General features: G+C 39.5%; 20 protein-coding genes. 9 read left to right on the top strand and 11 right to left on the bottom strand.

Annotated features, from left to right (window positions below; genetic code table 11):
• Window positions 1-37 precede the first annotated feature (37 nt).
• Window positions 38-637, bottom strand: coding sequence for a ComEA family DNA-binding protein (locus X781_RS11425; protein ID WP_025236965.1), 600 nt, complete (start codon window positions 635-637; stop codon window positions 38-40).
• Window positions 638-810: 173 nt separating this feature from the next.
• Window positions 811-1,374 (bottom strand): DUF5358 domain-containing protein, encoded by a 564-nt coding sequence (locus tag X781_RS11420; RefSeq protein WP_025236964.1) that lies wholly within the window; start codon window positions 1,372-1,374, stop codon window positions 811-813.
• 148 nt (window positions 1,375-1,522) lie between these two features.
• Here X781_RS11420 and mutS point away from each other — a divergent pair, with 148 nt between their 5' ends.
• Window positions 1,523-4,132 carry a DNA mismatch repair protein MutS gene (mutS, locus tag X781_RS11415; RefSeq protein WP_025236963.1) on the top strand — a complete coding sequence of 870 codons (2,610 nt, stop codon included), beginning with the start codon at window positions 1,523-1,525 and terminating at the stop codon, window positions 4,130-4,132.
• Between the two features lie 35 nt (window positions 4,133-4,167).
• Here mutS and X781_RS11410 read toward each other — a convergent pair whose 3' ends face one another.
• From X781_RS11410 to X781_RS11375, 9 genes are all read right to left on the bottom strand, one after another.
• Window positions 4,168-5,619, bottom strand: coding sequence for a porin family protein (locus tag X781_RS11410; RefSeq protein ID WP_025236962.1), 1,452 nt, complete (start codon window positions 5,617-5,619; stop codon window positions 4,168-4,170).
• A 69-nt stretch (window positions 5,620-5,688) separates the two neighbouring features.
• Window positions 5,689-5,799: a transferrin-binding protein-like solute binding protein gene (locus X781_RS12275; protein ID WP_144084214.1), complete on the bottom strand. Its 111-nt coding sequence runs from the start codon at window positions 5,797-5,799 to the stop codon at window positions 5,689-5,691.
• A gap of 8 nt (window positions 5,800-5,807) precedes the next feature.
• Entirely contained in the window at window positions 5,808-6,446 is a 639-nt protein-coding gene (locus X781_RS11405) for a bifunctional 4-hydroxy-2-oxoglutarate aldolase/2-dehydro-3-deoxy-phosphogluconate aldolase (protein ID WP_025236961.1), read from the bottom strand.
• Between the two features lie 73 nt (window positions 6,447-6,519).
• Window positions 6,520-7,467: a sugar kinase gene (locus X781_RS11400; RefSeq protein WP_025236960.1), complete on the bottom strand. Its 948-nt coding sequence runs from the start codon at window positions 7,465-7,467 to the stop codon at window positions 6,520-6,522.
• 26 nt (window positions 7,468-7,493) lie between these two features.
• Complete coding sequence (locus X781_RS11395) at window positions 7,494-8,339, bottom strand: SDR family oxidoreductase (protein WP_025236959.1); 846 nt, start codon at window positions 8,337-8,339, stop codon at window positions 7,494-7,496.
• A gap of 11 nt (window positions 8,340-8,350) precedes the next feature.
• Complete coding sequence (locus X781_RS11390) at window positions 8,351-9,622, bottom strand: TRAP transporter large permease (RefSeq protein ID WP_025236958.1); 1,272 nt, start codon at window positions 9,620-9,622, stop codon at window positions 8,351-8,353.
• Window positions 9,623-9,624: 2 nt separating this feature from the next.
• The gene (locus tag X781_RS11385) at window positions 9,625-10,104 is read right to left on the bottom strand and encodes a TRAP transporter small permease (RefSeq protein WP_025236957.1); all 480 of its coding nucleotides are present in this window, start codon (window positions 10,102-10,104) and stop codon (window positions 9,625-9,627) included.
• 64 nt (window positions 10,105-10,168) lie between these two features.
• Window positions 10,169-11,152: a TRAP transporter substrate-binding protein gene (locus X781_RS11380; RefSeq protein ID WP_025236956.1), complete on the bottom strand. Its 984-nt coding sequence runs from the start codon at window positions 11,150-11,152 to the stop codon at window positions 10,169-10,171.
• Window positions 11,153-11,181: 29 nt separating this feature from the next.
• Window positions 11,182-12,207 carry a zinc-binding dehydrogenase gene (locus X781_RS11375; protein WP_025236955.1) on the bottom strand — a complete coding sequence of 342 codons (1,026 nt, stop codon included), beginning with the start codon at window positions 12,205-12,207 and terminating at the stop codon, window positions 11,182-11,184.
• A gap of 164 nt (window positions 12,208-12,371) precedes the next feature.
• On the opposite strand from X781_RS11375, the gene X781_RS11370 reads away from it, so the two are divergent.
• The 8 genes from X781_RS11370 to X781_RS11335 all read left to right on the top strand — a co-directional run bounded on the left by X781_RS11370 (window position 12,372) and on the right by X781_RS11335 (window position 20,050).
• On the top strand, window positions 12,372-13,121 hold the full coding sequence (locus X781_RS11370) for an FCD domain-containing protein (RefSeq protein ID WP_025236954.1): 750 nt from the start codon (window positions 12,372-12,374) through the stop codon (window positions 13,119-13,121).
• A 29-nt stretch (window positions 13,122-13,150) separates the two neighbouring features.
• Window positions 13,151-14,335, top strand: coding sequence for a mannonate dehydratase (uxuA, locus tag X781_RS11365; RefSeq protein WP_025236953.1), 1,185 nt, complete (start codon window positions 13,151-13,153; stop codon window positions 14,333-14,335).
• Between the two features lie 60 nt (window positions 14,336-14,395).
• Complete coding sequence (locus X781_RS11360; RefSeq protein ID WP_025236952.1) at window positions 14,396-15,280, top strand: DMT family transporter; 885 nt, start codon at window positions 14,396-14,398, stop codon at window positions 15,278-15,280.
• Window positions 15,281-15,411: 131 nt separating this feature from the next.
• On the top strand, window positions 15,412-15,726 hold the full coding sequence (rsfS, locus tag X781_RS11355; RefSeq protein ID WP_025216357.1) for a ribosome silencing factor: 315 nt from the start codon (window positions 15,412-15,414) through the stop codon (window positions 15,724-15,726).
• Between the two features lie 90 nt (window positions 15,727-15,816).
• Window positions 15,817-16,284, top strand: a complete 468-nt coding sequence (rlmH, locus tag X781_RS11350) for a 23S rRNA (pseudouridine(1915)-N(3))-methyltransferase RlmH (protein ID WP_025216358.1) — start codon at window positions 15,817-15,819, stop codon at window positions 16,282-16,284.
• Between the two features lie 11 nt (window positions 16,285-16,295).
• Window positions 16,296-18,245 carry a penicillin-binding protein 2 gene (gene mrdA / locus X781_RS11345; RefSeq protein ID WP_025236951.1) on the top strand — a complete coding sequence of 650 codons (1,950 nt, stop codon included), beginning with the start codon at window positions 16,296-16,298 and terminating at the stop codon, window positions 18,243-18,245.
• A complete protein-coding gene (rodA, locus tag X781_RS11340) occupies window positions 18,238-19,365 on the top strand; it encodes a rod shape-determining protein RodA (protein WP_025236950.1) in 1,128 nt (375 codons plus the stop codon). Before mrdA ends, rodA begins: the two co-directional genes overlap by 8 nt.
• A 106-nt stretch (window positions 19,366-19,471) precedes the next feature.
• The gene (locus tag X781_RS11335; protein WP_025236949.1) at window positions 19,472-20,050 is read left to right on the top strand and encodes a septal ring lytic transglycosylase RlpA family protein; all 579 of its coding nucleotides are present in this window, start codon (window positions 19,472-19,474) and stop codon (window positions 20,048-20,050) included.
• The last annotated feature ends 16 nt before the right edge of the window (window positions 20,051-20,066 follow it).

The raw sequence follows: 20,066 nt of genomic DNA, 5'->3' as shown, positions 1-20,066 counted from the left end.
TGCAAAATTTTGCAACAAAACTACCGCTTGTAAAGAATTAGAAGGTTAAGTATGGAGCAACTTTCTCAACGGTTGCCTCGCCAATACCCGGAATGTTGGATAATTCCGCTGCACTTTTAATTTTGCCCGCTTTTTTGCGATATTCTACAATCGCTTTTGCTTTCGATTCGCCAATGCCTGCTAAAGATTGTAATTCTTCTTCGCTTGCTTTGTTAATATTTACTTTTTGTGATTTTTTCACCGTAGCCGTTTTTTCAGCTGCGGTTGCTTTTACTGCTGCAACTTTTTCTGTTGTGGCGGTTTTAGCTGAATTTAGTGTTTCACGTGCCGTTGCCGCTTTTTCAGTTGTTGCCATTTTTGCCGCTTCTGCTTTCACTTTTGCATTTTCTGTTGCCGCACTTGCTTTAGCTTTGACTGCTTCCGTTTTCTCTGCAACACTTTCTTTTACTTCTTTCGCTTTTACTTTGGTACTTTCTTTAACTTCAGCTGCTTTTTGTGCAGTAGAGGTTTTAATTGCATTGATTTGTTCAGTTGCTACAGCTTTTGCGTTCACTGTTTGTGTATTAGTTTCAGCAAATGATGTTACTGAAACTGCCATAGCAACGCCTAATGCTAATAATGTTTTTAATGGTTTCATTTAAAATCCTTAAATACTTAAATAAAAAAGAGGGTGAATTATTGAAAAAAACTATATTTTAAGACTTTACTAATTTAATAAAGTTCATTGAATTTGTAATTAACGGCAAGACAAAAAAGCAAGTGGTTATTTTTACTGAAACTAAAAAATAACCACTTGCTTTATTAATAGCATTAGAGCAATAGTGCACTGCCCCATTTGATAATATCGAAGAAGAATTTGTTGTCGTTAGTGGCAACTTTATCTCCATTTTTATTGGTTTCTGTTTTTGCCTCTTCTGCCATTCCGCTTTGATATTGTCCTTTCACTACTGACAGCTCGTTTTTCGCATTGGCACGCAAGGTGGCACACTGCTTTTTCGGTAATTCTTCTACCGCTTCGTTATTTTTAAATTTCTTGAACAAATGCTGAGTGTAACCCATTGATTTTTCATCGTTTTGAATGATTTTGACATACTGCTCACCAATAATCTCTTCAAGCGGATAGAAGAACACATATTGTGAGAAAATATATGAATCTTCCTTAGAAAAATGTTCCTGCTGAATACGGGTTAAGTTCGGGTAAATACACTGCTTCGCTTGATTACTCAAGACTACCCATTTTTGAGCGTCCGCTTCAGACAATACGTAATCAGCATTCGCAAATTCACCCGGAAAAGCTTCTTCTTTTATGGTTTCATTTGATGTGCAAGCAACAGCCAAAAAGCCTGTTGAAAGTAATATTATTTTTTTAAACATAATGCGTTTCCATTAAAAATTTTGCGTATTCTAGCAAAAAAATAACGACTTACCATTGCAAAATTTTATCGAAAAACCACCGCTTGTTTTTTCCGATCCCCTAATCTGTTAAACTAACGGCAATGATTTCTAACTACTTAAACAATTGATGACGAAAGATCTTTCTACTCACACGCCGATGATGGTGCAATATTTGCAACTCAAAGCTCAAAATCCGGATATTTTACTATTTTACCGAATGGGGGATTTCTATGAGCTATTTTATGATGATGCAAAACGAGCGGCGGCGTTGTTGGATATCTCGCTGACCAAACGTGGGCAATCGGCAGGTGAGCCTATTCCAATGGCGGGGGTGCCGTATCACGCAGTAGAAGGGTATTTAGCAAAGCTGGTGGCATTGGGCGAGAGTGTGGCAATTTGCGAACAGGTGGGCGATCCAGCCACCTCAAAAGGACCTGTTGAGCGTAAAGTAGTGAGAATTGTAACACCGGGAACGGTTAGCGATGAGGCATTGTTACCTGAACGCCAAGATAATTTAGTGGCAGCAGTCTATGAGGAAAAAGGTATTTTTGCGATAGCCTCATTGGATATGACTTCTGGGCGGTTTTTAATCAGCGAGTTGCCGAACAAAGAGGCGTTGGCGGCAGAATTACAACGTTTACAACCGGCGGAAATTCTGTATGCGGAAGATTTCTCGGCTGCGGGCATTTTAAATAATTATAAAGGCTTACGTCGCCGTCCTGTGTGGGAGTTTGAGCTGGTAACTTCCATTCAATTATTAAACCGCCAGTTCGGCACACAAAGTCTTGCGGGGTTTGGAGTAGAGAAGGCTATCGTTGCTCTTTGTGCTGCAGGTTGTGTGTTGCATTATGCACAAGAAACCCAGCGTACCGCATTGCCTCATATTAATTCTATTAAGTTAGCTCAACATAGCGATACTGTGTTATTAGATGCTGCAACCCGCCGTAATTTAGAGCTTACGCAAAATCTCGCAGGTGGCACGGAAAACACGCTGGCTGCTGTATTAGATAAATGCGTTACCCCAATGGGAAGCCGTTTACTCAAACGCTGGATTCATCAGCCCATTCGAGATTATGCCAAACTGCAAGAAAGACAACAGACCATTGCAGCTATTATTCAGCACGATAGAGTAGGCGATCTCCAACCGTTACTTCAACAAGTTGGTGATATGGAGCGGATTTTAGCTCGTGTTGCGTTACGTTCCGCTCGCCCTCGTGATCTCACACGCTTACGCACCGCATTGGCACAACTGCCCGAAATTGCAAAAAATTCCCAAAATTTGACCGCTAGTTTAGATAAATTGCTATCTCAATTAGCAGATTTCAGCGAGCTACTTGATTTGCTTGAGCGTGCGATTATTGAAAATCCGCCACAACTTATTCGTGATGGAGGTGTGATTGCTGAAGGCTACAATGCGGAGTTGGACGAATGGCGAGAGCTTTCAGATGGAGCAACCCAATATTTAGAAAATTTGGAAATTCGTGAGCGTGAAACCACCGGCATTGATACACTGAAAATAGGCTTTAATGCGGTACACGGCTACTATATTCAAATCAGTCAAGGGCAAGCTCATAAAGCCCCGATTCACTATGTCCGTCGCCAAACGCTTAAAAATGCCGAACGCTATATTATTCCTGAACTCAAAACCTATGAAGACAAGGTATTAAAAGCGAAGGGGGCATCGCTCGCACTTGAAAAGCAACTTTATGATGAGTTGTTCGATATTTTGATGCCACGATTAGGCGAGTTACAACTTGCCGCAATGGTACTTTCAACTCTTGATGTACTGACTAACCTTGCTGAACGAGCAGACAGTTTAAACTACGTTTGCCCGACTTTTAGCCCAACTAGAACGGTAAATATCAAAGGTGGCAGACACCCTGTGGTTGAGCAGGTGTTAACCGATCCGTTTATTGCCAACCCGGTATTTCTGAATGCTCAACGCCATTTGTTGATTGTAACAGGTCCGAATATGGGGGGTAAAAGCACTTATATGCGACAAATTGCCCTGATTACCTTGATGGCGTATATCGGCAGTTTTGTGCCGGCAGAAAGTGCGGAAATTGGTCCGATTGATCGTATTTTCACTCGTATTGGAGCAAGTGATGATTTGGCTTCCGGGCGTTCAACCTTTATGGTGGAAATGACCGAAATGGCGAATATTTTGCACCAAGCTACCGAAAATAGTCTGGTGCTGATTGATGAAATCGGGCGTGGTACTTCCACCTATGATGGTTTATCGCTGGCGTGGGCGTGTGCGGAATGGTTGGCGAAGAAAACGCAATCTTTAACCCTATTCGCTACCCATTATTTCGAGCTAACAGGGCTACCAAATCAGCTTAAAGGCGTGGCAAACGTACATTTAGATGCGAGAGAACATAACGACACCATTGCCTTTATGCACTCGGTACAAGAAGGGGCAGCAAGCAAAAGTTATGGCTTGGCGGTGGCGGCTCTTGCCGGTGTGCCAAAGCAAGTGATTCAATTGGCAAAACAACGTTTAGCTCATTTAGAAGAAATTTCCCACCAAACCAAACAAGCCAATGAACACCCACAGGCGGATTTGCTTTTTGCAGCAGACTTTTCCGATGATTTGCAAAAAAACGAAGCAATTCGACCGCTTGTTGCAGAAGAAAGCGAGCTAGAAAAAGCACTCAAAGCAATCCAACCTGATGAACTCACGCCAAGACAAGCGTTAGAAGAACTTTATCGGTTGAAGAAGTTGTTAAATTGTTAAGTCAAAAAAATCGCCCTTGAACAGGGCGATTTTGCTTAGAACGTATGTGAAAACTCAATATACACACGGTTTTTATCATAACTATAAAAAGTGTGATTACTTTTTACTTTGTTATATTGCCAGGTTAAACGAGGAGTAATGCCTTTAAAATGCACGGCTCTGTGCCAGATACTCGCTTGTACGCCGTATTCTTTATTACGCTGGGTAATTTGGAAAATAGGCATTGGTGCTCTATATTGCTTGCGACCATAGCTCACGCTTAATTGGCTTGAAAGCCCATTCTTCCACTCTTGCCCCCAACCTAGTGAAACACCTCGACGAATAAAGCTGTCATCTAAATCTCGGGTGCTATTGCGGTTAAAGTTCGCTCCAACAAACCAATATTGCTGGCTGCTTGGATGGTAGTAAATACTCGGAGAAACAAAATGATAATTTCCATCTAAGTGCTGGCGACGGGTATAACGTTGCTCGGCATATTCATACGTTATTGAGGATTGCCATTGTGGCGTAATCCAGTATTGCCAACGAGTATTAACACCACCTGCATTTGAATAACGCTTAGTGCTTTGACTTTGAGTAGAACCGCCCGCATACCAAGTTTGCTCTAAGAAAGGTAAAACTGTGATTTTTTGTTTCGCACTTTGATAGCCTAATCCGAAACTTTCTCTAAGCGAATATTCATTATATTTTTTATTATTCCAATAATATTTGCCATTACCGTTTAGGCGAAACTCGTGGAAGAAACCATTTCCCCAAGACCATTTTTTCGCAGCGTCAAAACTTAGCCCAATCCCTTGAGCAGACTCTTTTTTCGGAGCTGACCATCTGCCGTAAGTTGTGCCTGAAGCTGGAGCATTATTAATATTTGGATCATTTAAATAAGTTAAGCCGCCTTGAAATACCCATTTGTCTTGTTTACTGATGGCTTCTAAATAATGATTGATGATATTTGTAATTTTTATAGGTAATTTATCCGCTTGTAATTTATGAAATTGTGCTTCTGCGGCTTCATTTTCACGGTTTTCAAAAAGTGCCACCGCAAGCTGCATTCGGATCGGCTGATTTTCCGGATAACTTGCCAGCAACTCTCGGTAGAGCTTAATAGATTGAGTATAATCTTGATTTGATTTTGCCTCTGTTGCCTTTGCCCACGTAATCATTTCACGATTTTGCTTAGATGTAGGGAGTTTTTGGTATATCGGCAATAAAAAGAGGACGTTTTCGGTATTGCCTGTTACCAATGCCGTCAGCATTGCTGAATTTAATAACTCAGGCTGCTGAATGAGTTCTTGGCTTGAAATTGAAATAGTCTGATTGCTATTTTGCACTTTGGGCTGAGCTTGAGCAACTTTATGTTCCGGTGTCTCAAACGATTGATTTTGTTGCATCCGCTGATTATCCATTTTCTCTTGAATTGGAGCTGGGGCGGTATCAGCTAATGCAAAATGTGCAGCTAAACTGAAAGCAATAGGAATAATTTTTTTCATAGTAAAGTATTATAAAAGAAATAGAAAAGGCTATTTTTCAATAGCCTTTCAAAAAAATCAATAAAAAAATTATTGTTTTTTACCGCCAAATGTACCGGAGAAGTCTGATGAGCTATAAGCACCACCGATTTCGCTTGCATTTGAACCATAGAAATGACCTTCTAGCTCGGCTGAGTTCATAACGAGGGCTACGTTACCAATTCAACAACCTCTCTCACCATCTCCCCAATCTCTTGCCATTTTTTCTCTTTAATCAATGACTTCTCCACAAACCAAGAGCCACCACAGGCAACTACATTTGGAATAGCGAGGTACTCTTTGATATTAGTTGGGGAAATGCCGCCTGTCGGCATAATCTGTAAGTTGCCGTAAGGACCTAACAACGCCTTAATCATCTTCACGCCGCCACTTGCTTCGGCAGGGAAAAATTTGACCGCTTGTATGCCGAGTTCGAGGGCGGCTTCAATTGCCATCGGGTTGTTCACCCCCGGAGTGATGGGTAAACCTAGCTCTTGGCAATATTTCACGATATTCGGGTTAAAGCCCGGCGTAACAATGCAGTCTGCTCCGGCATTTTTAGCGGTAAGCACCTGTTCTTTGGTTAGCACAGTGCCGGCGGCAATTAATACTTCAGGATAATGGGCTTTGACTAATTTAATCGCCTGTTCAGCCGCAGCGGAGCGGAAGGTGATTTCTACCACAGGTAAACCGTTTTCGGATAAGGTTTTCGCTAGGGGTAGAATATCCTCAGCATTGTCGAGAGCGATGACGGGGACAACTTTGAGTTCTCTTAATTTCTCTACGATTTGTTCAGTGGTATAACGCATTTTTTAACCTCTTTTGGGGTACAAGCGGTCATTTTTGTAAAAAATTTTGCAAATTTAACCGCTTGCCTGTTATTTACATTGCTTGTTCAAACTGCGATTTCAAATGAGCGGTAGCGGCTTTATCAATAATCGCTCCTTTGTGTTGAATCACAATCCCTGCAACTTGGTTGCCTTGTTGGCAACAGGTAGTTAAATCTTTGCCAAGTAAGTAACCGTTGAGGAAACCCGCATTAAAGGAATCACCTGCGGAGGTGGTATCAACCACATTCTCAACTGGAACGGTTGGAACAAAAATCTGTTTGCCGTTATGTTGCACGGTTGCTCCCAGCGAGCCTTGTTTTACCACAATAGTTTCAATGCCATACTGAGCAAGACGGGTAAGAGTGGCTTGTTCGTTCTCATCGCCCCAAAGCAGATGTTCATCATCAAAAGTAACGAGGGCTAAATCCACTAATTCCAGTAGTTTTGCATAGTTTTGCTGGGCAGACGCCACGCTTTCCCACAGTTTCGGACGGTAGTTGCTGTCAAAGGCGATTTTAATGCCTTGTTTTTTCAACTCACGAAGCTGCTCAATCAGCAAAGAGCGGTCGTTTTCAGGCAAGATTGCGAGACTGATGCCGCTGAGATAAATCATATCTACTTCAGCCATTGCCCGAAGAATGTTAGGATAGTCTGAGTGTTGGAGCAAGTAGCGAGCTGCAGATTGATTACGCCAATAAAGGAAAGTCCGCTCGCCGAATTTATCCAACTGAATCAGATAAAGCCCCGGCTGGCGGTGTTCATCAAGCAGAACAAAATCGGTATTGATATTATCTGTCTGCCAAGCTTCCAACATCCCTTGACTGAGTTTATCCGTACCTAAAGCGGAAATATAACGCACCTCAATCTGTTCGGGCGAACTCACCCGAGCCAGATAGGTAGCGGTGTTGAGTGAATCACCGCCGTAAGTTTGACGCATATTGCCAAAGGGTTCGCCGTTGAGCTCAATCATACATTCACCGATGATGGCGAGTTTGTTCATTGTTATCTCCTTTTTTGTGAAGAGAATTACACTCCACTATAAGCAGAAAATCCACCATCAACAGGTAATACAATACCACTGATGAAGCTTGAATAATGATGATCCATTAAAAATAAAATTGCCCCAACTAACTCATCGGCTTCTCCAAAACGTCCCATTGGAGTATTGGTTAAAATTTTATTGGCTCGAGCAGTTGGGTTACCCTCACTATCAAAGAGTAATCCTCGATTTTGATTACTGATTAAGAATCCCGGTGCAATCGCATTGCAACGAATACCCACTTTAGAGAAGTAAACTGCAAGCCATTGAGTAAAGTTACTGATAGCCGCTTTTGCACCGGAATAAGCAGGAATTTTGGTCAGTGGCGTATAGGCATTCATACTGGAAATGTTAATAATGTTTGCTCCTTCTTTATCAATCATATCTTTTGCAAATACTTGGGTAGGGAGTAGTGTGCCTAAGTAATTTAAGTTAAAAACAAACTCAATACCGTTTTTGTCCAATTCAAAGAATGATTTTGTATTTTCAGGTAAATTTACTTCGTGAAATTCATTATCGGTGGTCGCTTCCGGATTATTTCCACCTGCCCCATTGATTAAAATATCACAGGTTCCAAAGTCATCGGCAATGGCATCACGAGTGCTTTTAATACTTTCTAAATCTAAGATATTGGTTTGATAGGCTTTTGCTATATAGCCTTCTGCACAAATTTCTTTGGCAAATTTTTGTGCAGATGCAAAGTTAATATCTAACAAGGCGACTTTTGCTCCTGTTTTGGCAATTTCTTTGGCAAAATAGGCACATAGAACACCACCTGCACCGGTTATAATAACTACTTTATTCTCAAAATGATGGTTTATAGCAATAGACATAATTCAATCTCCTAAGATAGCCAATTCATTGGTACAATAATGATTCCAGGGAATAGTGTTAGTAAGAGTAAGATAACAGCATAAACTAATAGGAATGGATAAATACCTTTTGTTAAACGAGCTATACCAATTTTTGCAATACCAGAGCCGACATATAGGACCGTTCCGACTGGAGGTGTAATTAAACCGATAGATAGGTTAATGACCATCATAATACCGAAGTAGGCAATATCAATATTGTAGGCTCTGAGTAACGGTAACAAAACAGGTACAAAGATAAGCACAGCGGGGATTAAATCCATTACACAGCCAACGAGTAATAAGAAAAGCATAATGACAAACATTAATATCGTTGGACTATCGGTAATGCCTTTGATGAACTCGACTAATTCCATTGGAATTTGTGCGACGGTTACGGCAAATGCAGAAATCATAGCTGCAGCTGCAACAAACATCACCATTGCGGTTGTTTTTATTGTGCCTAAGAATACATCTTGTATTTTATCTAAGGTTAGACCTTTTAATATCACACTAATAACTGCAGCATAAATGGCGGCAACAACACCTGCTTCAGTCGGGGTAAAAATGCCACCTCTTAATCCTATAATAATGATGACTGGAAGTAATAGCGGTAAAAATGCGGCTTTAAATGCAGCCCAGCGTTCCTGAGCAGTTTGTTTTGGTTCAACAGTTTGTTCTTCATTGCGATATAAATATTTCCACACCAACCATAAACCTATAACCATTAAGAAACCAGGAACCATACCTCCCATAAATAATTTGGTAATTGATGCACCTGCGGTAATCCCGTAAACAATCATCGGAATGCTTGGTGGGATAACGACAGAAATAATACCTGCTGCACAAATTAACCCTGTAGAACGTGCAACATCATATTTTCTTGCTACCATCATTGGAATTAAAATCGCTCCAAGGGCGGCAGTATCTGCCACGGCAGAACCGGATAACCCTGCAAAAATTAATCCTGAAATGATAACAACGTATCCAAGACCACCTTTTATATGCCCAACCATACTCATTGCAAAATTGATGATTCGTTCAGATATACCACCATGTTTCATTATTTCGCCAGTTAGCATGAAAAAAGGTATGGCCATTAAAGGGAAATTATTTGTACCCATTACAAAGTTTTCTGTGATTAATTGGGCATCAAACATATCCATTTGCCATAACATAAAGCTAGCACTTAATAGCATTGATAGTGCAACAGGGACACCTAGAAAGAGAAAGAAAAATAAACTTCCTAAAAATAACCACAACATATTTATTTCTCCTCTTTAGAAAAAGCTAATCGAATCTGTTTCCACAGATTTGTAAATACAATTAAAAAGTAAGAAACTGCTGAAACTACCGCTGCTAAATATAGGAATGCTGATGAAATCTCGGTTGCGGGCATTTTTTGAGTGTATGTTAATAACATTAATTGATATGCACCGTAAGTGATAAAAGAGAGAGCAACTAATACCAAAATGTCAGCAAAGAAAAGAAAATACATTTGTGCTTTTGCAGGTAAAGCTGAAACAACAATATCTACAGTTAAATGACCTCTTTCCTTCGCAACTAAAATAATTCCCAGGAAGATCATATAAACAAAGCAAATACGAGCAAACTCTTCTGACCAAGCAATACCTGAATCAAAGAAATACCGTAAAACGGCATTAAAGAAGACAAGAATAATCATAGTAGATAGAGCTAGAATTGCGAGTGTTTTCAAGGTTCTATCTAAAGCTGTAGAAATTTTCATAAATTTCCCCTTTTATGTTTTTATAATGGCTACCTTATGTATGTAAGGTAGCCAAATAGAGCAACTATTTTGCAGCTTGGATTTTTGAAATTACATCTTTGGCCCAATCATATTTCTGATAGAAATTTTGATAAAGTGTTTCTGATGCTTTTAGCATGTCGGCTTTGAATGCGTCACTTGGGATGATTACTTCTTTACCGTTTTTATGGAAGAAGTCTTTGACATCTTGCTCCATTTTCATTGCCAATTCCCATTCTTTTTCTTGGTATAGTTTTGCAGCTTCCAGGAAAATAGCTTGGTCTTCTTTAGAGATCTTGTTCCAAGTTTTTAAACTAAGTTGTAATAAGCCCGGTGAGAAAATATGGTTAGATTCAATAATGTATTTTTGTACCTCATACAAACCAGAATCTTTAATTAACATATATGGATTTTCTTGACCATCAATTACTTTTTGTTCTAATGCAGTAAATACTTCACTTAATGGCATACTTTGAGGATTAATATTCATTGCTTTTGCCCAATCAACGAATAATGAATTTAATGGTACTCTTAGACGTAGCCCTTTAAAGTCATCAAATTTTTCTACTTTTTTATTGGAAGAAATAACACGGAAACCGTTCATACCATAAGCGAGTAGTTTGATTCCATATTGTTCCATTTTTTCACCAATTTCTTGAGCAATAGGTGACGCCAATACTTTTTTGGCTTCAGCATTATCTTTGAAAAGATACGGCCATTCCCAAACACCAAAAATAGGGTCTACGTTTTGTAATAGTAATCCTGTAATACCGCCTTCAATAGTCCCATTACGTAATCCATTGACGATTTGGTCTTCACCACCTAATTGGTTATTTGGGAAGATTCTAATTTCATAACGCCCTTCCGTTTTATCTTCAATAGTTTTTTTAAAGTACTCTTGTAAGGCAACGTTTGAAGGATGAACATCAGAGTTGTAATGACCAATTTTAATGATGGTTTTTGCAAATGCAGAACCGGCAAGCATAAGACTAGAAATTAATAAAGCTTTGGTTAATGTTTTGAGTTTCATAATTAGTACCTCATTTGGTTAATTAAGATTTAAAATACCGCTATGATTTTGAGATAATCATCAGGGTTATCTGAAAGCTCTTGTATATAGTAAGGAATCTCATCAAATTTGATTACCTTACTAATAATATCTTTTGGTTCAATTTTTCTCGATGCGAGAAGCTCTAATGCTTCTTCAAATTCCCCCTTACTTGTTCTTGCACCATAAATATTAAGCTCTTTAAATGTGATTAAATTTGTTGGTAGAGGTGTTTCGGTTTTTGGCCAGCCGGTTAAAGCAATTCTGCCTGCAAAAGAGGTATATTTCAGAGTGTTTTGAACGGCGATATTCGCCCCCGATGCCTCAATAACAACTTCAGCCATTCTACCGTTAGTAATGGATTTGAGTGCTTCAAGATCGTTTTCTTTTGTTGGGTTGATGGTGTGAGGAATGCCAATTGATTTCGCATATTCCAATCGTTTATCCAAAATATCGATCAGAATTGGTGTAGCACCATAAACCTTTGCGACTAATGCAGCCATTAAACCTATTGTTCCTGCACCAATAATAGCAACATGTTCACCTGCTTTTACTTTGGTTCTATGGATAGCATGTAAAGAAATGGTGAGAGGCTCTGCTAGAGATAATTCGTGAATTGGCATATCTGGTGCTTTTATAATCATATTGGCTGGATGTCTGACAACTTCTTGCATTGCTCCATCAATATGTACACCTAATACTTTTAAAGTTTCGCAACAATTTGTTCTACCAATGGAACAAGGATAACAATCTCCACAGTAAATATAGGGTTCTAAGATAACTTTATCGCCAACTTTGACATTGTCTGGCATTCCAAATCCTGCTTCAATGACAGTTCCAACGATTTCATGCCCTAATACTCTTGGGTAGGTAACTAAAGGATTTGTACCTCGGAATGCCCCTATATCAGAACCGCAAATCCCCATTCCATCGACTTTAATTAATACATCACTATCCTGTTTTATAGGGTAGGAAACAGAATGTATACCAACTTTATGTGGCTCTACTAGACAGATAGATTTAATAGGTGTATTCATAATTTTCTTCCTTTTTTAGATAAAGTAAGTCGACATTTAGTAAGGTCGATGATATTTTATGTACACATATTAATACAAAAAAATAATATTGGTATTCCAGATTTGTATTTTTGTGAAGTTTGTCACAAAAATGATATTTTGGTATTCCAATTTTGTGGGGATTTATGCAAAATACTTCTAGAACGTATACCAAAATAGGAAAAATTCTCAAAGAAGAGATATCTCAAGGAAAATATAGAGTAGGAGATAAATTACCTACAGAGAGAGAAATTTCCGAACGGTTTGATGTGAGTAGAACCATTGTAAGGGAAGCAATGGTAATGCTTGAGGTTGAAAAGTTAATTGAGGTTAAAAAAGGCTCTGGTGTTTATGTCATAAAGGTACCTGAGCTAAATCAGGATGAGTCATCTGTTGAACTACGTGATGTTGGGCCATTCGAATTATTACAAGCTCGTCAATTATTGGAGAGTAGTATTGCGGAGTTTGCTGCTCAGCAAGCGACAAAACAAGATATTCAAGTATTAAGGAATATTTTGGAGCGTGAAAAGAAACTACTACTAGAAAAAATGGATGATTATAGTGCAGATAAAGAATTTCATCTTGCACTTGCCACGATTACTGGGAACGATGTATTAGTCCAACTGCAGGAACAACTATGGAAATATCGTTTTAATAGTGCAATGTGGACTCAATTACATACTAGGATATTACAACATGATCACCATCATTTGTGGGTTCAGGATCATGAGAATATTTTAAATGCGATACAAAGAAAAAATCCTGCATTAGCTCGTAGAGCTATGTGGCAACATTTAGAGAATGTCAAAACAAAACTGTTTGAATTATCTGATGTTGAAGACCCTAAATTTGATGGATATCTATTCAATGCCAATCCCGTTGTAGTAGGTATCTAGAACCTAAACTACAATTATAGGAGTTTACTATGGAACAAGCATGGCGTTGGTATGGACCAAATGATCCAGTATCTTTAGATGATGTAAGACAAGCAGGTGCAACCGGGATCGTAACTGCGTTGCACCATATTCCGAACGGGCAGGTTTGGTCGATAGAAGAAATCAATAAACGTAAAGCACAATTAGCTGAAAAAGGTCTGGTTTGGTCTGTTGTTGAGAGTGTGCCGGTTCACGAAGAAATTAAAACTCAAACTGGCAATTTCCAACAATGGATTGATAACTACAAACAAACGTTACGTAACCTCGCGGAATGTGGCATTGACACAGTATGTTACAACTTTATGCCTGTGCTGGATTGGACTCGTACTGATCTTGACTATGAAATGCCGGATGGTTCTAAAGCATTGCGTTTCGACCAAGTTGCCTTTGCAGCATTTGAACTCTATATTTTAAAACGCCCGGGGGCAGAAGATACCTATTCAGAAGCAGAGAGAGCAGAAGCGAAAGCCTATTTTGATAAGATGAGCGAAGCTGATATTGCAAAATTGACTAAAAATATTATTGCTGGTTTACCGGGTTCTGAGGAAGGTTATACCCTTGAAGAATTCCAAGCTCAGTTAGATCGCTATAAAGGTATTTCTGCTGATAAATTCCGTACTCACTTAGCTTATTTCTTAAATGAAATTGTACCAGTCGCACAAGAAGTAGGTATTCGTATGGCAATTCACCCGGATGATCCACCGCGTCCGATTTTAGGTTTGCCACGTATTGTATCAACCATAGAAGATATGCAATGGTTCGTGGAAATACAACCGCTTGCAGCAAACGGGTTTACATTCTGTACCGGATCTTATGGCGTATTAGCAGAAAACGATTTGGTAAAAATGGCAGAAACCTTTGCAGATCGCATTTACTTCGCTCACTTGCGTGCGACTCAACGGGAAGATAATCCTCAAAGTTTCCACGAAGCTGATCACCTAACTGGTGATGTGGATATGTTTGCGGTGGTGAAAGCACTATTAACTGAGGAATACCGTCGCAAAGCGAATGGCGATCATCGTTTAATTCCAATGCGTCCTGACCACGGTCATCAAATGTTGGATGATCTCAAGAAAAAAACCAACCCAGGTTATTCTGCGATTGGTCGTTTAAGAGGTTTAGCGGAATTTCGTGGGTTGGAATTAGCGTTGAAAAGAGTGTATTTTAACGACTAAATTGTTTTAACCTAACGGTTCTCTTATAATAAGAGAACCGTTTTTTACTCGCATACAAATATGTTTAAAAGGCATTTCGGAGAAATAATCCTTTTCCTTGTAACCTTCATAGCCGCCTCAGGCTGGTTCTTTTCTAAAAATGCGTTATCTGGCTTTCCACCTATTGGATTTATGGGAGTTCGTTTCCTTTCGGCGGCATTGATTATGCTTCCATTTTCTTATAAACAGATAAAAACAATCGATAAGACACAATTTAAATATTCGGTTATTACTGGTGGGACTTATGGTATTTATACTATTTTTTGGGTTTTAGGATTAGTATTTAGTACTGTTTTTGGTGAAGGGGCATTTTTAGTCAGTCTTGCAATGCTTATTGCTCCTTTATTGTCTTGGATTATCTTTAAACACACTCCAGCCAAAATATTTTGGATTGCTTTACCCATTGCCTTAGTCGGACTTTTTTGCCTTTCTATGGATAAAGGCATATTTCACTTTTCATTAGGTAGTTCTATCTTTCTACTTTCTTCATTATCAGGTGCGTTATATTTTGTTTTGAATAACCAATATGCTAAACAAGTTAGATTATTACCTTTAACGACTATTCAACTGGCAATGGTAGGTATTATTTGCAGCATTTATTCTTTGATAATGGAAACTTGGACTTTCCCTATTCCAAATAGTGTCTGGATATGGTTTTTTGCCAGTGTGCTTATTTCAACCAATTTGCGTTTTTTATTACAAACCATCGGGCAAAAACATTGCCAGATTGCTACCTCATCGCTCATTATGTTACTTGAGCCTGTATGGACATTGTTACTCAGTATTGTGATTTTAGGTGAACAACTGAGTGCGATAAAATGGCTAGGTTGTAGCTTAATTTTAGGGGCGTTGATTATTTATCGTTTACCTGCTATTTGGACACGAAGAAAATCGTTTACTAGATGAACCTCTCTCTTTAATAAAATATACAAGCGGTTGTTTTTGCAAAAAATCTTGCAAAAATAACCGCTTGTTGTCTTATATCTCCCCAATCTATGTTAAAATTCTCTGTTTTTATGGTATGAGAGAGAAATAAAGTGGAACAAAATTTAGTCGAGTTTTTAACAAAAACCTTAGATGATTTAAAGGCGAAAGATATTTTAGCCATTGATGTAAAAGGTAAATCAAGTATTACCGATACAATGATTTTAGCCACAGGAACGTCAAGTCGCCACGTTGCTTCAACGGCGGATCGTTTGATTAGTGAAGCGAAACAAGCAGGCGTTGAAGTGTTTGGCGATGAAGGCAAAGCGGTAGCAGATTGGATTGTGGTGGATTTCGGGCAAGCGATTGTTCATCTGTTGCAAGAAGAGAGCCGTGAGATGTATCAATTAGAGAAACTTTGGGCGTAAGCCTGTTTTGATTAGCATTACAAGCGGTTGTTTTTATTTGATTTTTTGCAAATTAATCATTAATTTTGACCGCTTGTGAGTATCAGAAAAATGAAAATTCAATTAATTGCAGTTGGCACAAAAATGCCAGCCTGGGTAACAACGGGGTTTGAAGAGTATCAACGCCGCTTCCCGAAAGATATGCCGTTCGAGCTAATTGAAATTCCTGCAGGGAAAAGGGGCAAGAATGCCGATACCAAACGCATTTTAGAGCTTGAAGGCAAGGCGATGTTGGCAGCAGCAGGAAAGGCAAAAATTGTTACGTTAGATATTCCGGGTAAGCCCTGGACAACCGAGCAGTTAGCCACTCAACTAGAAGGCTGGAAAAATGATGGGCGAGATGTTGCTTTGTTAATTGGTGGTCCAGAAGGATTATCTCCTGAATGTAAAGCAGCGGCTGAGCAGAGTTGGTCGTTATCGCCTTTGACTTTGCCGCATCCATTAGTGCGTGTGGTGGTGGCAGAAAGTTTGTATCGGGCGTGGTCGGTAACCATTAATCACCCTTATCATCGAGAATAGTTGTTAGATATATGTTTGGTAAATTAGCAAAATTCACTTCATCAAATCAGCGAGAAAAGGTACGAGACGGGCAGGCAGAAAGTAATCTGTATGCTCGCCGTGCCTTAGTTGCGTTTGTGGGAGTACTTGCCTTAACTGGCGTGTTGTTAGCTAATCTGTACCATTTACAAGTGGTTAATTATGATGACTACCAAACACGTTCAAATGGTAACCGTATTAAATTATTGCCAGTGCCACCTGCCCGTGGGCTAATTTATGACCGTAATGGAAAAGTATTAGCGGAAAACTTGACCTATTTCGGACTGTTTATTGTGCCGGAAAAAACGGAGAATATCGAGCAGACCTTAGAAGAGCTCAAAGAAGTAGTTGGGCTGACAGACGAAGATATCGAGAACTACAATAAAGAGAAAAAACGCACCTCTCGTTATACGCCGATTATGCTGAAAGGCAATTTGAATGAAACGCAGATGGCACGTTTTGCTGTCAATCAGTACCGCTTTCCTAGTTTAGATGTGCAGGCGTACTACAAGCGTAATTATCCTTATGGAGAATTATTGACCCATATTATCGGTTATGTAGCGAAAATTAACGAAAATGACAAGAAAAAGCTGCAAGAAGAAGGGAAATTCGGTAATTATGCAGGTTCGCACGATATGGGAAAACTGGGTATCGAGAAATTCTACGAAGATCAATTACACGGTGTAACAGGTTTTGAGGAAGTAGAAATTAATAATCGTGGCAAGGTTATCCGTAAGCTGCGTGATCAACCCGGGGTTGCCGGCAGTAGCATTCGTTTAAGTATTGATGTGGAATTGCAGCAATATGTGATGTCGCTGATTTCTGAGCAAAAAGGGGCGGTTGTGGTGCTAGATCCGCGTGATAGTAGCATTTTGGCGATGGTCTCTAATCCAAGCTATGACAATAATTTATTTGTGGGCGGTATTTCAGGTAAGGATTATAAAGCGTTGCTTGATGATCCAAATAGACCGCTTTATAGCCGTGTAACTCAAGGGACTTATCCGCCGGCATCGACTATTAAAGCATTTATGGCGGTAGCCGGTTTGGAAGAAGGACTTATTACGCCGACAACGACTATTTCTGATCCCGGTTATTGGATTTTACCCGGCACAACGCAACGTTATCGAGACTGGAAGCGTAGTGGGCACGGTGCAACCAATGTGAATAAAGCGATTACCGAGTCATCCGATACCTTCTTCTATCAGTTAGCCTACAAAATGGGAATTGATAAAATGTCGGAATGGATGAATAAATTCGGCTTTGGGGTAAAAACAGGGATCGATATTTTTGAGGAATCGGCAGGCGTAATGCCAACCCGTGAATGGAAGCAAAAACGTTATAAAAAGCAATGGGTTCAGGGTGATACTATTCCTGTTGGTATCGGGCAAGGTTATTGGATTTCAACACCGCTTCAGTTAGCGAAAGCAACGGCGATTTTAATCAATAATGGGCGAGTGAATACACCGCATTTAATGCTTGAAGTACAAAGTAGTAATTCAGTTACGCCATATCAAGATCCGCTACTTTATGAAGATATTAAAGGCGTGCCGGATTCTTATTGGAATTTAGCAAAACTTGGAATGTATAACGTAAACCACGCGTCAAACGGCACCGCTCGTAAAGTATTCGCGAGTGCGTTTTATCATTCAGCGGGTAAAACGGGAACAGCTCAGGTGTTTAACTTGAACGGTAAAAATTACGATAAGAATGCAATTAAAAAAGAGCTGCACGACCACGCGTGGTATATCGGTTATGCTCCTTATGAAAATCCGACAATGGTGGTGGCATTAATTTTAGAAAATGCCGGTGGCGGCGGAAGTGCGGCAGCTCCTGTTGCTCGTCAAATTATGGATTATGTGTTAAGAAAAGGCGTTAGTGAACAACCTAATTTGCAAAATTCTGAGAAAAATCAACCGCTTGTAACAGAGGGCAATAATGAATAGTGGATTTAAAAAACTTTTTTGGAAGCTATTTTCGCTTGATCTCCTTTTGTTAATCGGTTTGTTAGCGATTACCGGCTACGGCTTATTAGTGCTTTACAGTGCTAGTGGCGGAAGTGAGAGAATGTTTACAAACCGAGTGATACAAGTTTCGCTCGGCTTAGGTTTGATGCTAGTAATGGCAATGTTTCCGCCACGTTTTTATCAAAAAGTATCGCCTTATTTGTATGTTTTTTGTTTAATATTACTGATTTTAGTGGATTTGGTGGGGGAAACCAGTAAAGGAGCTCAGCGTTGGTTAAATTTAGGTTTTGTTCGCTTTCAACCTTCTGAAATTGCCAAACTCGCCGTGCCGTTGATGGTTGCTACTTATTTAAGTAAGCGACCACTTCCACCAAGTTTTAAAGATACTTTTATCGCTCTGGCAATTATTATTGTACCAACGTTATTGGTTGCGATTCAGCCCGATTTAGGGACATCTATTTTAGTTTGTTCGGCAGGGCTTTTTGTACTGTTTTTAGCCGGGCTAAGCTGGAAATTGATTGGTGCAGGCGTGGTGTTTTTGGCGGGCTTTATTCCGATAATGTGGTTTTTCTTGATGCACGATTACCAAAAAACACGGGTAATGACCTTAATCGATCCGGATAAAGACCCTCTGGGTGCAGGCTACCATATTATCCAATCTAAAATTGCGATAGGCTCCGGTGGTATTAATGGTAAAGGCTGGATGGAAGGCACGCAATCGCAATTGGAATTTTTGCCTGAACCGCACACCGATTTTATTTTTGCCGTTTTGAGTGAAGAACATGGTATGATAGGCATCTTGATTTTGCTGGCTATCTATTTATTTATTATTGCCAGAGGCTTAATGATTGGCACAAAATCAGGTTCTGCCTTTGGGCGTATATTATCGGGCGGTACAGCCCTGTTATTCTTTGTTTACGTTTTTGTAAATATTGGAATGGTAAGTGGTATTTTGCCCGTAGTCGGTGTACCATTACCACTCTTTAGCTATGGAGGAACATCTTATGTTACTCTTATGGCTGCATTTGGCTTGATGATGTCCACTTATGTGCATCGTAAACGTACAGGTAGTAACAACCCTTACGACAAGCTGAAATAAATAGGGTATCAACGCCCTGAACTTTTGCTTTTTTGCGGTATCAAAAAGCAGTGAAACTATCATCGTTACAAACAATAGCGACATCCACATAGAGGAAAAAACTTATATGAGATTAGGTAAAATTGTAACCCTGTTGTTAGCTGGATTTCTGACTTTTAGCTCATTAAATTCTTTTGCTGCGACAAAGGATTCAAAAGCTAAGTCGAGTATCTCAACAAAGAAGCAAACAGCTTCTAAAGCAACAAAAAAGACGGCAAAAATTGCCCAAAAAGTAACGGCTAAAGCTGTGAAAAAAGAGATAGCAACGATTAACAAACAATCGCCAAAGAATCTTCATAAACAGGTTATCAGCAAACATTTTCAAACAGGTGTGGCAAGTTATTACGCCAATAAATTTAATGGTCGCCGCACGGCAAATGGTGAAACCTTTAGTAATGCAAAATTGACAGCAGCCCACAGAACTTTGCCTTTTGGTACTTTGATTGAAGTAACTAATTTACGCAATGGGCGTTCGGTGGTTGTGAGAGTAAATGATAGAGGACCTTATGCTCACGCAAGAGTGCTTGATTTATCATCAGCGGCGGCTAAGCATATTGGTATGCATCATTCAGGTACAGCTAAGGTAAAAATTGCAGTAGTAAATAAAAATGCAAATGTGACAAAAGACCTTTATGCTCTGTATTAATTTAAGAGGAATTTAG

This window comes from Mannheimia sp. USDA-ARS-USMARC-1261 (assembly GCF_000521605.1).
In the GTDB taxonomy this organism is placed as follows: domain Bacteria; phylum Pseudomonadota; class Gammaproteobacteria; order Enterobacterales; family Pasteurellaceae; genus Mannheimia; species Mannheimia indoligenes.
This window is presented reverse-complemented; position numbering and strand designations above follow the sequence as displayed.

Bases quoted from the DNA above. Each gene is read 5' to 3' on its own strand.
- rodA (WP_025236950.1), top strand. From the start codon at position 18,238: ATGAATAGTGGATTTAAAAAACTTTTTTGGAAGCTATTTTCGCTTGAT.
- X781_RS12275 (WP_144084214.1), bottom strand. From the start codon at position 5,799: ATGAACTCAGCCGAGCTAGAAGGTCATTTCTATGGTTCAAATGCAAGC.
- X781_RS11380 (WP_025236956.1), bottom strand. From the start codon at position 11,152: ATGAAACTCAAAACATTAACCAAAGCTTTATTAATTTCTAGTCTTATG.
- mrdA (WP_025236951.1), top strand. From the start codon at position 16,296: ATGTTTGGTAAATTAGCAAAATTCACTTCATCAAATCAGCGAGAAAAG.
- X781_RS11335 (WP_025236949.1), top strand. From the start codon at position 19,472: ATGAGATTAGGTAAAATTGTAACCCTGTTGTTAGCTGGATTTCTGACT.
- rlmH (WP_025216358.1), top strand. From the start codon at position 15,817: ATGAAAATTCAATTAATTGCAGTTGGCACAAAAATGCCAGCCTGGGTA.
- X781_RS11405 (WP_025236961.1), bottom strand. From the start codon at position 6,446: ATGCGTTATACCACTGAACAAATCGTAGAGAAATTAAGAGAACTCAAA.
- X781_RS11410 (WP_025236962.1), bottom strand. From the start codon at position 5,619: ATGAAAAAAATTATTCCTATTGCTTTCAGTTTAGCTGCACATTTTGCA.
- uxuA (WP_025236953.1), top strand. From the start codon at position 13,151: ATGGAACAAGCATGGCGTTGGTATGGACCAAATGATCCAGTATCTTTA.
- X781_RS11360 (WP_025236952.1), top strand. From the start codon at position 14,396: ATGTTTAAAAGGCATTTCGGAGAAATAATCCTTTTCCTTGTAACCTTC.
- X781_RS11385 (WP_025236957.1), bottom strand. From the start codon at position 10,104: ATGAAAATTTCTACAGCTTTAGATAGAACCTTGAAAACACTCGCAATT.
- mutS (WP_025236963.1), top strand. From the start codon at position 1,523: ATGACGAAAGATCTTTCTACTCACACGCCGATGATGGTGCAATATTTG.
- X781_RS11395 (WP_025236959.1), bottom strand. From the start codon at position 8,339: ATGTCTATTGCTATAAACCATCATTTTGAGAATAAAGTAGTTATTATA.
- X781_RS11420 (WP_025236964.1), bottom strand. From the start codon at position 1,374: ATGTTTAAAAAAATAATATTACTTTCAACAGGCTTTTTGGCTGTTGCT.
- X781_RS11425 (WP_025236965.1), bottom strand. From the start codon at position 637: ATGAAACCATTAAAAACATTATTAGCATTAGGCGTTGCTATGGCAGTT.
- X781_RS11400 (WP_025236960.1), bottom strand. From the start codon at position 7,467: ATGAACAAACTCGCCATCATCGGTGAATGTATGATTGAGCTCAACGGC.
- X781_RS11375 (WP_025236955.1), bottom strand. From the start codon at position 12,207: ATGAATACACCTATTAAATCTATCTGTCTAGTAGAGCCACATAAAGTT.
- X781_RS11390 (WP_025236958.1), bottom strand. From the start codon at position 9,622: ATGTTGTGGTTATTTTTAGGAAGTTTATTTTTCTTTCTCTTTCTAGGT.
- X781_RS11370 (WP_025236954.1), top strand. From the start codon at position 12,372: ATGCAAAATACTTCTAGAACGTATACCAAAATAGGAAAAATTCTCAAA.